The 14,841-nt window shown below is 70.9% G+C and carries 13 protein-coding genes; 8 read left to right on the top strand and 5 right to left on the bottom strand.

Annotation, left to right across the window (positions count from 1 at the left end):
* The first annotated feature begins 226 nt into the window (after positions 1 to 226).
* From AWQ71_RS23835 to AWQ71_RS40480, 3 genes are all read left to right on the top strand, one after another.
* Positions 227 to 1,570, top strand: coding sequence for an extracellular catalytic domain type 1 short-chain-length polyhydroxyalkanoate depolymerase (locus tag AWQ71_RS23835; RefSeq protein WP_067136909.1), 1,344 nt, complete (start codon positions 227 to 229; stop codon positions 1,568 to 1,570).
* A 156-nt stretch (positions 1,571 to 1,726) separates the two neighbouring features.
* Positions 1,727 to 2,161: an NUDIX hydrolase gene (locus AWQ71_RS23830; protein ID WP_067136907.1), complete on the top strand. Its 435-nt coding sequence runs from the start codon at positions 1,727 to 1,729 to the stop codon at positions 2,159 to 2,161.
* 103 nt (positions 2,162 to 2,264) lie between these two features.
* Entirely contained in the window at positions 2,265 to 3,179 is a 915-nt protein-coding gene (locus tag AWQ71_RS40480; RefSeq protein ID WP_084259214.1) for a YDG/SRA domain-containing protein, read from the top strand.
* 102 nt (positions 3,180 to 3,281) lie between these two features.
* Here AWQ71_RS40480 and AWQ71_RS23825 read toward each other — a convergent pair whose 3' ends face one another.
* A complete protein-coding gene (locus tag AWQ71_RS23825) occupies positions 3,282 to 3,854 on the bottom strand; it encodes a GNAT family N-acetyltransferase (RefSeq protein WP_245658440.1) in 573 nt (190 codons plus the stop codon).
* 130 nt (positions 3,855 to 3,984) lie between these two features.
* On the opposite strand from AWQ71_RS23825, the gene AWQ71_RS23820 reads away from it, so the two are divergent.
* Positions 3,985 to 5,868, top strand: coding sequence for an HSP90 family protein (locus AWQ71_RS23820; RefSeq protein WP_067136902.1), 1,884 nt, complete (start codon positions 3,985 to 3,987; stop codon positions 5,866 to 5,868).
* Positions 5,865 to 8,510 (top strand): hypothetical protein, encoded by a 2,646-nt coding sequence (locus AWQ71_RS41875; RefSeq protein WP_067136900.1) that lies wholly within the window; start codon positions 5,865 to 5,867, stop codon positions 8,508 to 8,510. Before AWQ71_RS23820 ends, AWQ71_RS41875 begins: the two co-directional genes overlap by 4 nt.
* 246 nt (positions 8,511 to 8,756) lie before the next feature.
* Here AWQ71_RS41875 and AWQ71_RS23810 read toward each other — a convergent pair whose 3' ends face one another.
* Positions 8,757 to 9,779, bottom strand: a complete 1,023-nt coding sequence (locus AWQ71_RS23810) for a MaoC family dehydratase (protein WP_245658439.1) — start codon at positions 9,777 to 9,779, stop codon at positions 8,757 to 8,759.
* 373 nt (positions 9,780 to 10,152) lie between these two features.
* Between AWQ71_RS23810 and AWQ71_RS23805 the strand changes: the two genes are divergently transcribed.
* Complete coding sequence (locus AWQ71_RS23805; protein ID WP_218001944.1) at positions 10,153 to 11,310, top strand: acyl-CoA dehydrogenase family protein; 1,158 nt, start codon at positions 10,153 to 10,155, stop codon at positions 11,308 to 11,310.
* Between the two features lie 267 nt (positions 11,311 to 11,577).
* Here the strand turns inward: AWQ71_RS23805 and AWQ71_RS41870 are convergent, their stop codons facing one another.
* Both AWQ71_RS41870 and AWQ71_RS23795 read right to left on the bottom strand, forming a co-directional pair.
* Positions 11,578 to 12,084: a carboxymuconolactone decarboxylase family protein gene (locus AWQ71_RS41870; RefSeq protein WP_067136893.1), complete on the bottom strand. Its 507-nt coding sequence runs from the start codon at positions 12,082 to 12,084 to the stop codon at positions 11,578 to 11,580.
* A gap of 306 nt (positions 12,085 to 12,390) precedes the next feature.
* Complete coding sequence (locus tag AWQ71_RS23795) at positions 12,391 to 12,750, bottom strand: hypothetical protein (RefSeq protein WP_245658438.1); 360 nt, start codon at positions 12,748 to 12,750, stop codon at positions 12,391 to 12,393.
* 215 nt (positions 12,751 to 12,965) lie between these two features.
* On the opposite strand from AWQ71_RS23795, the gene sigJ reads away from it, so the two are divergent.
* Together sigJ and AWQ71_RS41865 are read left to right on the top strand one after the other, a co-directional pair.
* Positions 12,966 to 13,910: an RNA polymerase sigma factor SigJ gene (gene sigJ / locus AWQ71_RS23790; protein WP_067136889.1), complete on the top strand. Its 945-nt coding sequence runs from the start codon at positions 12,966 to 12,968 to the stop codon at positions 13,908 to 13,910.
* Between the two features lie 118 nt (positions 13,911 to 14,028).
* Positions 14,029 to 14,187 carry a hypothetical protein gene (locus AWQ71_RS41865; protein WP_157570522.1) on the top strand — a complete coding sequence of 53 codons (159 nt, stop codon included), beginning with the start codon at positions 14,029 to 14,031 and terminating at the stop codon, positions 14,185 to 14,187.
* A 334-nt stretch (positions 14,188 to 14,521) separates the two neighbouring features.
* On the opposite strand, the gene AWQ71_RS23785 is transcribed toward AWQ71_RS41865, so the two are convergent.
* Positions 14,522 to 14,841: HNH endonuclease signature motif containing protein (locus AWQ71_RS23785; protein WP_169806610.1), on the bottom strand; the 320-nt coding region annotated here is incomplete at its 5' end.

Raw genomic sequence — 14,841 nt, 5'->3', positions numbered from 1 at the left:
AGGGGAGGCCGCGTGCCGGAGGCGGTCGGGGCAGCCCGGCCGCCGCGTTCCTGGAAAGTTTCAGGCTGTCAGCTCGTCCTTCTTTGCCCTTGTCCAGCTCAGCGCGCCAGAGCTCACCCTCGACCCGCTCAGATCTTGCCCTGCGAAACATTTCGGCCAAAGCTCGGAATGTTTCAGCTCCGCATGCCCCTCCACGCGGACGCCCCCGAGGCAGGAAGGACAACCGATGAGGGTGAAAGCTCAGGCGCTGGGCGCGATGATCGCGACCGCGCTGCTCATGCTGGCGGGCCTGGTCATGGCCGTACCGGCCTCCTCGGCCTCGCTCACCGAGGTGACCGGGTTCGGCACCAACCCCACCAACCTGCGGATGCACCTCTACGTGCCGGACCGCCTCCCGGCGCGCCCGGCGGTCCTGGTCGCGATCCACTACTGCACCGGGTCCGGCCCGGCCTTCTACTCCGGCACGCAGTTCGCCTCGCTCGCCGACCAGTACGGCTTCATCGTCATCTACCCGTCGGCGACCAGGAGCGGCTCCTGCTTCGACGTCTCCTCGCCGCAGGCGCTGCGCCACGACGGCGCCAGCGACCCGGTCGGGATCGTCTCCATGGTGAGGTACGTCCAGCAGCACTACACCACCGACACGAACCGGGTCTACGCCACCGGCGCGTCCTCCGGGGCGATGATGACCAACGTCCTGCTGGGCGACTACCCCGACGTCTTCAAGGCGGGCTCGGCGTTCATGGGCGTGCCGTTCGGCTGCTTCGCCACGACCGACGGATCGAGCTGGAACAGCACCTGCGCCAACGGCGCCCTGATCAAGACGCCGCAGCAGTGGGGCGACCTGGTCCGGGGGGCGTACCCCGGCTACAGCGGCACCCGGCCGCGGATGCAGGTCTGGCACGGCACCGAGGACACGACGCTGCGCTACCCCAACCTCCAGGAGGAGGTCAAACAGTGGACCAACGTGCACGGGCTCGGCCAGACCCCGGCCCTCACCGACCAGCCGCAGCCGAGCTGGACCCGCACCCGGTACGGCGACAGCGGCGTCACCCCTCCCGTCGAGGCGATCAGCGTCCAGGGCGTGGGGCACAGCCTGCCCACGAGCGGCATGGAGCTGGCCGCGATCCGGTTCCTCGGCCTGACGGACACCTCCGGCCCATCGCCCAGCCCCTCCCCCAGCGCGTCGGCGAGCCCCTCAGCCAGTCCCTCAGCCAGCCCGTCCGCCAGCCCGTCCGCCTCGCCGACCGCGCCGGGCCCGTGCCGGGTCACGTACACGGTGAACGCCTGGAACACCGGCTTCACCGCGAACGTCACCGTCACCAACACCGGAAGCTCCGCGATCAACGGGTGGGGCCTGTCCTTCACCCTGCCGGGCGGGCAGAGCGTCACCTCCGCCTGGAGCGCCACGGTGTCCCCGGCCGGCGGCCAGGTCACCGCCAGGAACGTCTCCTACAACGCGAGCATCCCGCCCGGCGGCTCGACCGATTTCGGCTTCCAGGGCACCCACACCGGCGACACCGGTAAGCCGGCCGCGTTCGCGCTCAACTCCATGAACTGCGTCATCGGCTGACGCCCCCTGGTCGATGCGGCGTGGCGCCCGTCCGGTCGCCACGCCGCTCCGGCACATCACTCCCCCGTCCCGCCCCCGAACCGGTTGGCTGTTGCGTCCGCGCCGACCGCCCACTGGTGCGCGGTTCCGCATCGGATACGCGACTCAGGAGTTCACGTGCCGGAGAAGCTCACCGCGGAGAAGGTCCTCTGCTACATCGTCCGCGACGGGCGGCTGCTGGTGTTCCGGCACACCGACTACAGCTACGAGGAGGTCGGCGTCCAGGTCCCCGCGGGGAGCGTCCGTCTCGGCGAGACCCCCGAGGCGGCGGCCCTGCGCGAGGCGCGCGAGGAGACCGGCCTGCACGGCTTCACGGTCGTGCGCAAGCTCGGCGAGACCGAGTACGACATCAGCCCGTACCGGTTCGAGGTGCAACACCGGCACATCTTCCACCTGGAGCCGGCCGAGCCCACGGCCGAGCGGTGGACCAGCCAGGAGGACCACGACGGCGAGCAGGAGCCGACTCGGTTCGAGTGCTTCTGGATTCCCCTGGAAACCGCGCACATCCTCCAGTCCGGCCAGGGCGCCCTGATAGGCCGCCTCTTCGACTGACGTTCGTGGAGTTACGTCAGCACGAGGAGGCGATAGGGCCTCGGCTATCGAAAGCCGCCCAACCGGTTTGGAACCATTTACCGATCCTGCTAGTTATGTCGGCATGGCGCGGATTTTTGGGCATATTAAGGGCCAGCCCGTAGGGACGACGTACAACAATCGGCGAGAACTGCACGATGCAGGAGTGCATGCTCCACTCCAGGCGGGCATCTCGGGGACGGGAAAGGAAGGCGCCGACTCGATAGTGGTCTCTGGCGGCTACGTAGACGACGAGGACTATGGCGACACCATCGTCTATACCGGTCACGGCGGTCGTGACGCGAACACCGGCCGGCAGGTCCGCAACCAAGAGCTATCCGATCCCGGCAATGCCGGCCTGGTACGCAGTGAGCTCGAAGGGCTTCCCGTTCGTGTCATCCGCGGCCGTAACCCCGACTCGCCCTATGCTCCGACCTCAAGACTCCGGTACGACGGCCTGTTTCGCGTGGAGTCGCACGGGGCGAAGGTCGGCATTGACGGATATCGAATCTGGCAATTCACCCTGGCCAAGATCCCCGAGGAGGGCTCTACGACAGCAGCGCCACGCTCGTCCCAAACTACGCTCGAAGGGTTCGCTGACACCCCTGGCCCGCCCTCCGTTATCGAGACCGTCGTTCAGCGGATTGTCCGCAGTACCAAAGTCGTCCAGCAGGTCAAGGCTTGGTACAACCACGAGTGCCAAATCTGCAGACTTACGCTGAGCGTAGCCGGGGGCCTCTACAGCGAAGGCGCACACATTCAGGCACTTGGTAGTCCTCACTACGGCCCCGACGTCGTCGAGAACGTTCTCTGCCTCTGCCCCAACGATCACGTTCTGTTTGACAACGGCGCTATCTACCTCTCGGACGAACTCAAGGTAATTGACGCGCCCACAGGGGAAGCCAGGAGCGCCCTGTTCATTCATCCGTCACATCGAATTGATCCGAGGTACGTCGCGTACCACCGAGCGCGATGGACAACAGGAACGGCTCGGGGCTGAAGCGCTTGCTCGGCGTCGCGGGCGGCCGGGTCGTCGGCGCCGGGCGTGGGCGGGTGTGCTCAGGCGCTGGACCCCGCGCGACCCGGCCTACGGCTCCCGCGGTCACTTGTCGGTGTCGAGGCGGGCGTGGACGTGCATGTCGTGCCAGCCGTCGAGATGGCGTTGCTCCCGGCGCTTGGTCCCCTCGGCGGCGAAGCCCGCGTGGTGCGCCACCCGGCAGGACGCCGCGTTCGCCGTCGAGTGGTACAGCTCGACGCGGTGCAGCCCCAGCGTGGCGAAGGACCACGCGGTCAGGGCGGTGAGAGCGCGCGGGGCGACCCGGCGGCCCCGGGCGGCGGGCAGCACCCAGTACGACACCTCGGCGAGCCCGTGCGCGAAGTCGAGCCGGCGCAGGCTGATCTGGCCGACGACCTCAGCCGTGTCGACCACGGCCCATCCGGCGCCGGTTTCCTGCTGCCATCGGTCCGGCCAGGCGTCGATCCAGTCGCGGGCCTCGTCGTCCGTCATCGAGCGGCAGTGCCAGCGCTGGATCGCGGGGTCGGCGTAACCGGTGACGACGGCGGCGCGGTCCGACTGCCGCCATGGCCGTAGCCGGACGTCTCCCGCGTCGATCTCGGGCTGGGTGAGCGACGCCATCCGGCCCGGCGGCACCGAGGGTTCTATAAGTGACGACACCTGCCGATTATGGCGACATCGGCTCGGTGCTGGAGTGGGCAGCTGCTCGGGCGGCGGAGACCGGGACCGGTGAGACGGTGGCTCGGCCGACGTCAGCGTGTTGTCGCAGCGTGCCGCTACGATCGCCCGCATGTTGGCTGACAAGTCAGTAAACGAGCACTCTTTCCAGGTCGACTTGCGCGGCCTGGTCGACCTTCTTTCCCACCACCTGTACTCCAGCCCCCGGGTCTACCTGAGAGAGCTGCTGCAGAACGCGGTGGACGCGGTCACGGCGCGACGGCAGGCCGACCCCTCGGCACCGACCGCGATCCGCATCACGGTGGACGAGGCGGGGCTGCGCGTCGACGACCCCGGCGTCGGCCTGACCGAGGCGGACGTCCATCGGTTCCTCGCGACGATCGGCCGCTCGTCCAAACGCGACGACCTGGAAGGCGCCCGCCGGGAGTTCCTCGGCCAGTTCGGCATCGGCCTGCTCGCCTGTTTCACCGTGGCGGAGCAAATCCGGGTGGTGACGCGGTCGGCCGCGGACCCCCAGGCTCCGCCGGTCGAATGGGCGGCGACCTCCGACGGGACGTACTCCGTCCGCCGGTTGGAGCCGGACGAGCGGCAGGCGCCGGGAACCTCGGTGTTCCTGACTCCCCGCCCGGGGGCCGAGCGCTGGTTCGCCCCCGACCTGGTCGCCGAGCTCGCCCGCGACTTCGGCTCGCTGCTGCCGTATGAGGTGACGGTGGACGGTGGCGGGCACACCGTGCGAACCACGGACAGCCCCGCCGTGTGGGACCGCTCGTACGACTCTCCCGCCGCGCGCCGGGCGGCCCTCCTGGCGTACGGCGAGCGCGTGCTCGGCTTCAGGGCGCTCGACGTCGTCGAGCTCGACATCGAGCTGGCCGGCATCCGCGGCGCCGCCTACATCCTGCCGCAGCCGGCGAACCCGTCGGCGGGCGGCCGCCATCGCGTCTATCTGAAGGGCATGCTGCTCGGGGACGCCACCACCGGCCTCCTGCCGGATTGGGCGTTCTTCGCGCGCTGCCTGGTCGACACCGACACGCTGCGTCCGACCGCCTCACGCGAAGGGCTCTTCGAGGACGAGACCCTCGGCGCCGTGCGCGAGGCGCTGGGCGGCCGGCTGCGTGACTGGCTCACCGGGCTCGCCGCCCAGGAGCCGCACCGTCTCGCCGCGTTCCTCGCCGTACACAGCCTCGGGGTGAAGTCGCTGGCCAGACACGACCTGGCTCTGTTCAAGATCATGCTGCCGTATCTCGAGTTCGAGAGCACCGACGGCACGGTCACCCTCGCCGAGTTCGCGAGGAGGCACCCGGTCATCCGGTTCACGACCTCCGTCGACGACTTCCGCCAGGTGGCGTCGATCGCCGCGGCCCAGGGCGTCGGCGTGCTCAACGGCGGTTACGCGTACGACGCCGAGCTGTTCGCGCTGCTCCCGGCCGTCGCCCCCGACGTCGTGGTGGAGGAGCTCGACACCGAGGTCGTCACCGCCGCGCTCGACCCCGTCGACCAGGCGGACGAGCTGGCCCTGGCCGGGTTCCTCGCCGCCGCCCGCGGCGCGCTCGACCCGCTGGGCTGCGACGTGATCCTGCGCTCCTTCCTCCCGGCCTCGGTGTCGGCGCTCTATCTGGAGTCCCGGGCGACGCGCGGCGAGCGCACCCGCGCCGAGACCGCCGCCGAGGCGGACGGGGTGTGGGCCGAGATCCTCGGCGCGCTCAAGTCCGAGGCGCCCCGCGCGCGGCTCGTGCTCAACCACCGCAGCCCGGTCGTCCGGCGGCTGGCGGGGGTCCGCGACCGGGCCCTGCTGGTCACCACGATCGAGGCGCTGTACGGCCAGGCCCTGCTCATGACCCACCGGCCGCTGCGGCCGGCCGACGTGGCGCTGGTCAACCGCGCGTTCGACGACCTGCTCGGCTGGGCGTCACGCAGCGCGGCCGGGCTCGACGGACGCGAACGGCTCGACGGACCCGAACGGCTCGACGGGCCCGATGAAGGCGAGGAGACGAAGTGAACGTGACGGACATCCAGGCCGCCCTGGACGCGATCAGCGAGCTGCCGCGCGGTCAGGTCAAGATCGAACGCCTGGAACGGCTCGCCGCCGACGCGAAGGCCACGGACGACCGGGCGCTTGAGGGCGAGGTGCTCCTCGCCTTGATCGAGGCGCAGGAGTGGGGCGGCGAGCGCGACCGCATGCCGATCGCGTTCGGACGGCTCCTGCGGATCCTCGACGACTTCCCGGACCAGCTCGGCGAGCAGGCCGACATGATCCACTGGCAGCTCAAGTGGATGACCTACAACCTGCTGACCAGCCCGACCGTCCCGCTGGAGACGACCTACCGCTGGCTCGACGAGTTGCAGGGCCGCTACCGGCAGCTCGGATACAGCACCCGCCCGATCCTCGCCCTGCGCTCACGCCTCGCCGGCGACCTCGGCGACCACAGGGCGGCGTCCGCCGCGATGGAGGCGTCCCTCAGCGCCCCGCGGGATGAGATGGCCGACTGCGACGCCTGCGAGCGCAACGACTGGGGGACCTGGCGCGCCGACATGGGCGACGACGCGGGCGCGCTGGAGCACTGGGCGCCGCTGATCGACGGCGAGCGGTCCTGTGCGGAGGAGCCGCACCGCGTGCTGGCCAAGGCGCTGCTCCCCCTGGTGCGTACCGGACGCCTCGACGAGGCGCGTGGCGCCTACCTGCGGGGGTACCCCATGGTCCGCCGTGACGGGAACCTGCGTTCGTCCGTGGGGTACCACATCGAGTTCTGCGCGCTGACGGGCAACGAGGCGCGCGGCCTGGAGATCCTGACCGAGCACACGTCCTGGCTGACCGGCCCGCACGGCGAACTCTCCCAGCAGCTCGGCTTCCTGAGCGGCGCGGTCGTGCTGCTGCGCCGCCTGGCGGCGCTCGGGCACGGCGACCTGCCGGTCGGCGGGCGGAGCGTCGACGAGCTTCTGGCCCCGCTGGAACGGGAGATCGCCGACGTGTGCGCCCGTTACGACGCCCGCAACGGCAGCACCGTCTTCAGCGAGCGCGTCGCCGCACGGCTCGCCCGCGATCCCCTGCTGGGCCGGCTCCCGCTCGGGGCGTCGGCGGTGCTGCCGCGGCCGTCCGCCGGGTCGTCCATCCCGGCCACTCCGCCGTCCGCGGAGCCGACCCTTGACGAGCTGGTCGCGGAGGCGCGCCGACTGTCCGCGATCTGGCACCCCCACGCCGACAACGCGTGGCGGCGGGTGGCGGAGGCCGGCGAGCCGCTTTCCGAGGAGCTGGCCGCCGAGGTCGCGTACGCCGAGGCCAGGGCGCTGGTGGCCGGCGACCCCGCGGCCGCCCACGAGGCGCTGCTCGCGGTCGCCGAGCGATTCACCGCCCTGAACGACCAGGCGGCGGCGCTCCGTACCCGGGCGGGCGCCGCCCTGGCCAGGTTCCACACGGGAGACCCGGCCGTCGCCGGAGAGCTCGCCCGGGCGGTCAGCGCGGACGCGGACGACGCGTACGCCGCCGGGAAGCTCACGCCGGACGACTACCTGACCGCGCGCCGGGCCGTACCCGCGATCGCGATGGGGGCGCTCGCCGGGCGAGAGGATCCGCCTCGGGCCGAGGTCGAGGCGTTGATCGCCCTCCTGGAGGCCGAGCACGCTCTCGCGCTGGAGCACGACGTGCCGCTGCGCGCGGCCGCCTACGAGGACATGCTGGCCCGGGTCCGCTTCCAGTCGGGCGACCAGGAGGTGGCCCGCGCCCACCTCGTCGCGGCGGCGACGCGCTTTGCCGAGGCCGGGGCGGGCTGGCACGCCGTCGACGCCCTGCACATGCTCGCCGGGGTCACCCTGGACGAGAACCCGAAGGAGGCGGAGGAGCTCGCGGGCCGGGCGATCGAGCACGGCGGCGCCCTCCTCGCGCCCGACCGGGCCGCCCAGTTGAGCTCACTGATCGTCGACGCGATCTCCCGGCAACCCGAGCGAGGGCTCGACCTCGTCGGGGCGGCACTGGCCGCGGCGGCCCGCTGGCAGGGGATCTCCGAACCCGACACGCTCCACAACACCTTCATCGCGGCCCGCGCTTACCACGCCCTCGACCGCCCCGCCGAGGCCGCCGCGCTGTTCGAGGAGGCGATGCCGAAGGTCGAGGTCCCGTACGCGCCGCCGATGGTCGCGATGACGCGCGCCCAGTTCGGCGAGTGCCTGCGTGAGCTGGGACGGCATCGCGACGCGGCCGAGCAGTTCGTCGAGGCGGCGCGGCTCGTGCAGGACGACCCGGACAGCACGCGCACGCACGCGGAGCTGGCCTGGTCCGCCGCGCTGGCGCTGGAGTTCGCCGAGGAGACACCGCAGGCGCTGGCCGCCTACCGGCGGGCGGCCGAGCTGTGGGGCGATCTCGGCGAGGTGGTGCCGCGCGTACGCTGCCTGCGGTCGGCGGCCTGGCTGATCCACTGGGAGGGCACTCCCGATGACAGCGGCGACAACGGTGGCGACCCGATCGATCCGATCGATCCGATGGAGCGGCCGGGCCCGGTCGCGATGCGGGCGGTGCTCGCCGAGCTCGAGTCGCTCGCGGAGCAGGACGCCTCCGAGGAGGTCATGGCCGAGCTCACCGCGACCCGCGAGCAGCTCGAGTACATGATTCCCGACGACGAGGATGACGACGAAGACGAGGACGATTGACGCGCGTTCCGGCGTGAACAGCCCGTTTCTCGGTAGCCGTCACGGCGCGAGACACGGGACGCGCCGGTCGCCGTCCTTTCCGGACGGGTGAGTCGGCGCCCCGGATGCCCCCGCATGCGGCGGGCGGCGGGGCATCGGCCGCCGTGTTGAAGGGGCGTCGCGGTTGAAGGGGCATCCCGGTTGAAGGGGCGTCGCGGTTGAAGGGGCGTCGGGCGATGGCATGACCCGGGGGCCCCGGCGGCCCGGTCATGCCATCACGGCGACGAACCTCCAGTCGAGGACGGCACGCGGGTCGCCGTCGCCAAGGGCGGCGACCCGCGAGCGGAGCTGGACCAGCCCGCCGCCGCCGGGCAGCGGGGCGCGCCGTTCCACGACGACCTCGCTGGAGAGCGTGTCCCCCTCGTGGACCGGGCCGACGTGGTCGCAGCCGTGCCAGGCCACGACGGTGACCAGGTTCGGCAGCGCCCGGGCGGCCTGGGACAGCGCGACGCCGATGGTGTGCCCGCCGTACGCCAGCCGGCGCGCGTCCCGGGCGGCGCGGACGTCGTGATGCACCTGCGCGATGTTCACGGTGAGCCTCGCCAGTTCCGGAGCGGCGGACACCACGTCTCCCCCGCCGACCCGCCACCTCTCGCCCTCGGAGACGTCCGCGAAATGCCGGCCGGGGACCTGTTCCCGGAAGCGGTCGAGACGCCAGCCGGCCAGCACCCGCGTGGCCGCCTCTGCGAGGCCGGCGTCCGAGGCTGCCGCGCCCACCGCGTCGAGATCGGCGTCGTGGCCCGTCCGCGCCCCGGGGTCGCGCAGCGGCAGCATCGCGCAACGCCAGAAGTCGAGGACGGGCGCCCCGTCCTGGTCCACCGTGCTGATCCGCAGCACGGCCAGCCCGGTCGGCCGTCGGCCCGGTTTGGCTTGGTTCTGCCGCAACGCGACCACCTCGGTGGACGTACGCAGGGTGTCCCCGATCGACGGCAGCCGCCGGAACGCCAGCCCCCGATAGAACAGGTTCGCCACGACGTGATGGGTGACGAGCGTGGACTGGCCGATCGCCACGTCCCAGACCAGCGCCGGATGCGCCAGGGCGGTCTCACCCGTGACCTCCCGGCACAGATGCGCGTCCAGCGGCAGCCGCAGCCGGTCGCCGACGACCGCCTGATGGACCGCGGCGTGCCCGGCCGTGAGAGTGACGCCGGGCGCGCCGTCGAACACCTGCCCGACCGCCAGCTCCTCGAAGTACGGCCCCTCCGCGATCGCCGTCACCGCATCGCTCACCGTCGACTCCCGTCCGCTCGCCCCGCCCGACGGTCCCACACCCGGCCCGACCGCCTCACGCCCTACCCGGCGGTCCCCCGCGCGTTGCCCTACGACCTCATGCCCACCCGACGGTCCCACGCGTTCCCGACGACCTCATGCCCCGCCCGCGGGTGTCCCGCCTCGCCCGCCGGTCCCACGCCCCGCCCGCCGGTTTCGCCGCGACCGCTCACCGCCGTACCCACTGTCGTCTCCTCGCGCCGTGCCCCCTTAAGCCGCGCCCCCTTAACCGGAGCTCCAACCGGGCAGTGTTCCATCAACGAGTGATCGGACCGACGACGGAGGCCGCGACCGGCGGCCTTCGCGGACGCGGCGTGGAGGCGACGTGACAGAGCTGTCAGACCTGTCGGAGGAGGAGCGGGCCATCGTGGCGACCGTACGGGACTTCGTCGACCGAGAGGTCCGGCCCGTCGCCCGCGGCCTGGAACACGCCGACGAGTACCCCGAGGCGCTGATCGAGCAGATGAAGCGGCTCGGCGTCTTCGGCCTCGCCGTGCCCGAGCCCTACGGCGACGTGCACGTCTCCATGGCCTGCTATGTCATGGTCACCGAGGAGCTCGCCCGCGGTTGGATGAGCCTGGCCGGTGCGATGGGCGGGCACACCGTGGTGGCGAAGCTGCTCGCGACGTACGGCACCGAGGAGCAGAAGCGGCACTATCTCCCCCGGATGGCCACCGGCGAGGTGCGTGCCACGATGGCGCTCACCGAGCCGGGCGGCGGCTCCGACCTGCAGGCGATGACCACGGTCGCACGCCGCGCGGACGACGGCTACGTCATCGACGGCGTCAAAACCTGGATCACCAACTCCCGCCGTTCGCAGCTCATCGCCCTGCTCTGCAAGACCGACCCGGCCGCGAAGCCGGCGTACACCGGCATGAGCATCCTGCTCGTCGAGCACGGCCCCGGCCTCACTGTCTCCCGCGACCTGCCAAAGCTCGGCTACAAGGGCGTGGAGAGCTGCGAGCTGTCCTTCGACGGCTACCGCGCGCCCGCCTCCGCGCTGCTCGGCGGCGTCGAAGGCCGCGGGTTCGCGCAGATGATGAAGGGGCTGGAGACCGGCCGCATCCAGGTCGCCGCCCGCGCCCTCGGCGTGGCCCGGGCCGCGTTCGACGACGCCCTGCGCTACGCCCAGGAACGCGAGAGCTTCGGCAAGCCGATCTGGAAGCACCAGGCCGTGGGCAACTACCTCGCCGACATGGCCACCAAGCTCACGGCCGCGCGCCAGCTCGTGCTGTACGCGGCCGAACGCGCCGACACCGGGCGGCGCTGCGACATGGAGGCCGGGATGGCCAAGCTCTTCGCCTCCGAGACCGCGATGGAGATCGCGCTCAGCGCGGTGCGGATCCACGGCGGCTACGGCTACTCCACCGAGTTCGACGTCGAGCGCTATTTCCGCGACGCGCCGCTCATGATCGTCGGCGAGGGCACTAACGAGATCCAGCGCGACGTCATCGTGCGGCAGCTCGTCAGCAGAGGCGGACTGGACATCTGATCCCCCGCCCGCCGGGCTCGGCCGGTAACCGCCGCCGACGTGGGCAGAACCCCGCCCTCTTTCCTCAAAACCCGCCCTTTCTTCTCAGAAGCGGCGCGGCCCGCCGGGCCTTCGCCATGACCCTCCGATCCGCGGCCAGCCGTACGGTTCCCGCGCAGACCGCCCGCCCCGAACCGTGCCGACCACCGGCCCCGAACCGTGCCGGCACAGAGTCGGCCGCGCCCGGGTGAGGCACGGCTGCCATGCCTCACCCTGAGCCGCCGGACGTTACCGGTTGTAGTTCTTCCCGGGGGCCTTACCGGGGATCGGCTTGGCGATGAGAGCGACGGGGATGAAGAAGCAGATCTGGCCTATCGCGATGGTGAGCGTCCACAACGCCTTGTCGTCGTAGTGGGCGGACGCCTTGGCGTACAGCTCGTCGGGAACGCGCTCCCCGGACGGGTTCGGGGTGAGAACGGCCTCCACGAGCTCCAGCGCGACCCGTTCGGCGTCGGTGAAGTAAGGGGCGTCCCGCCATGACGCCACGGCGGTGATGCGCTCCTCTGTCTCCCCGGCCTTGCGGAGCAGGCCGGCTTGCCGGACGGTGTGGTACGTGCTGCCGACGATCTGCCCGGCGCGCAACTGCATCAGGTGGATGGTGGTGTGCGGGATCGCACCGTTCAGGGTCGCCTTGGTCATGGCTCCCGCGATTGCCGCCACCTCGGGGAAGAACTGGCTGGGGTCGGGCAGGCGCGACTGGAGGTGGTCCGGCTCGGTCGTCGTAGGCATGGACATGGCGAGGTTTCCCTTCTCATCTCAGCGGTGTTTTCGGCGTGCGTACCGGTGGGGTTGGTCATTCATCACGAAGCGGCCGATGGCCGGGGACGATCACGCGTTCCAACGCGGATGGTCGACAGCGATCCGCATACCGGCCGGGGATGCCGAGCCTTCCCGCACCGGCCGGCGTCGCCCGGCCTTCCCTGTGCCGGCCGAGGTCGCCCGACGTTCCCGGCACCGGCCGTGGTCGCCCAGCGTTCCCGCGTGCTGGTGGGTGACTCAGTGGTCCGGCGACACAACCGCCGGGAATGTGCGCGCCGGCCGTCATGCCGCGGCGGCCCCATAAGCGCGGCGGCCGGTCCGGATCCAGACGAACTGAAGGACGCTCACGCCGAACATCAGGACGCCCAAGGGGACGTGCACGGCCTTCACCCCCGCGATGCCCAGCGCTACCTGCGCCGACGCGAGCACCAGGTAGCCGACCGCGTACAGGATGGGCCTGGGCGAGCCGCCGCCTGGCCGCCACCCCACGATCGCGGCGACAACGTGCACCAGCACCACGAAGAACGTCCCGTATGCCCCAGCTTTGTGCAGTGCCCCACCGCCGGGTGAGGACAGCAACAGCCCCGCGGTGATCGCCTGGACGAAGACGGCTACGGTTTGCACGGTGATCGCGACACGCAAGAATGTGAGGTTGCCTTGCTTCGTCATCGTGTGCGAGGGCATGGGGAGGTCTTCCCTTCTCAATCTCAGCAGTGCTAGAGGCCGGTGACCCGGCGCCTCAGTAGTCCGACGACGCAGCCGCCGAAAATGTGAGGTGTCCCCGCCAACCTCACATTTCGCTGCGCTGTCTCGTCGATCTGGTGAGGGCAGACGCGACCAAGGGAGTCGGCGACATCATGACCACCCAATCCGAGCCAGGGCGCGACCGACTCGATCCGGGCCTGAGCGCGATCGTGAGCGAGCGGCGTCAGCTGATCAACCTGGCGTACCGGCTCCTCGGCTCCCTGGCCGACGCCGAGGACGTCGTCCAGGAGACCTACGCCCGCTGGTACACCATGTCCCGGGAGCAGCAGGAGGCCATCGCATCCCCTGGCGCCTGGCTGACCAGGGTGGCCAGTCGCATCTGCCTGGACCTGCTCGGGTCGGCGCGGGCCCGGCGCGAGAGCTACGTGGGCGAATGGGTCCCGGAGCCGCTGCCCGACCGTACGGAGTGGATCAGCGTGCGGCCGGGCGGCAGCGCGGTCGATCCGGCCGACCGGGTCACTCTCGACGAGTCGGTCAGCATGGCCTTCCTCGTCGTGCTCGAATCGATGACCCCGGCTGAGCGCGTCGCGTTCGTCCTGCACGATGTCTTCTGCCATTCCTTCACCGAAGTGGCGGAGATCGTCGGCCGTACCCCGGCCGCATGTCGCCAGCTGGCCTCGTCGGCCCGCCGTCGCGTCCGCGCGTCGCAGCCTCCCGCGACCCCGGCGGCCCAGCAGGCCGGCATCGTCAGAGACTTCAAGCAGGCATGGGAGGCGAAGGACATCGAGGCCCTCGTCGGCCTCCTCGACCCCGACGCCACGATGGTCTCCGATGGCGGCGGCCTGGTCAGCGCCGTGCTCCACCCGATCGAAGGCAGCGAGAAGATCGCCCGCTACATCATCGCGATCGCCGATCTGGCCCCCAACCTGGCGATCCTGGAGCGTACGGTCAACGGCCAGCCCGGTTTGGTGGCCCAGCACAACGGCGTCACCGTAACGGTGGCGGCGTTCGACGTTCCAGGCAACCGGATCAAGCACATTTGGGCAGTACGCAACCCCGAGAAGCTCTGGCCGTGGACGGCGGAGACACAGAACTAGGCCGCGCCCGGGGGCAAGCAGATCGTTCCCGAGGACAACAGGAGAGGACGTCACAGACGCGACCCCCGCAGAGCCGGGATGGACGTTCACGACCTCGACGACCACCCCGGGATCGGAGGTGACGCCCGCCCGCGACACCACGGCGCCCAGGCCACCAGCGGTGATCATCGATCCCGGGCATGAGGTGGTCGTCAAGCCCCGGCAGCACGAGGTGACGATCCACAGCACCCTGGTCCAGAAGGAGGCATCGCAGCAGAGCCGGAGTCGCTCGCAGTAGAGGGAATCGAACAGGTACCGGCCCCACCACAGGCAGCGGGGATAGTGGCGCCCGCACCGACGTGAATCGAGGGCGCACCGGTGCTGGACCCATAGGGATACACCAGTCCGCCGTCATCGGAGAGAAGCCGCAGTTGCGTGCGACGGCTTCGACGTGCATGACGGATCACCGTTCGCCGCTCGAGGATCGCGACTCTCGACTCCTGGCTCTCGGCTCTCGGCTCTCGGCTCATGGATCAGGAATCGCGGCTCGCCGGTCGCCGGTCGCCGGTCGCCGGTCGCCGGTCGCCGGTCGCCGGTCGCCGGTCGAGGATGGCTGTTCGCGGGATTGTTGGTCACTGTCTGTCGGTCCAGTGTCGGGGGCGGAGCTTGGAATACCGGTGGAACCGCATCGACACGGTCCCGTCCCCTTGGTCGATCACTTCTACCCGATCCGGGTGGCGGGACTTCCACTTGTTGTCCGCGGCGCACAGTGGTGCGAGGTTGTCCAAGTTCGTGCGGCCGGTCGGGTACCAGGGTTCGATGTGGTCGATCTCGGACAGGTAGGCGGGGACGTCACACCCTTCGCGGCAGCAGGTCCGGTACGTGGCCAGGATCGCCTCCCGCTGATCGGCTGAGGCCAGCCGGCGCGCCCGCCCGAAGTCCTGCATGATGC

It is taken from the genome of Microtetraspora malaysiensis (assembly GCF_001528665.1).
Taxonomy (GTDB): domain Bacteria; phylum Actinomycetota; class Actinomycetes; order Streptosporangiales; family Streptosporangiaceae; genus Microtetraspora_A; species Microtetraspora_A malaysiensis.
This window is presented reverse-complemented; position numbering and strand designations above follow the sequence as displayed.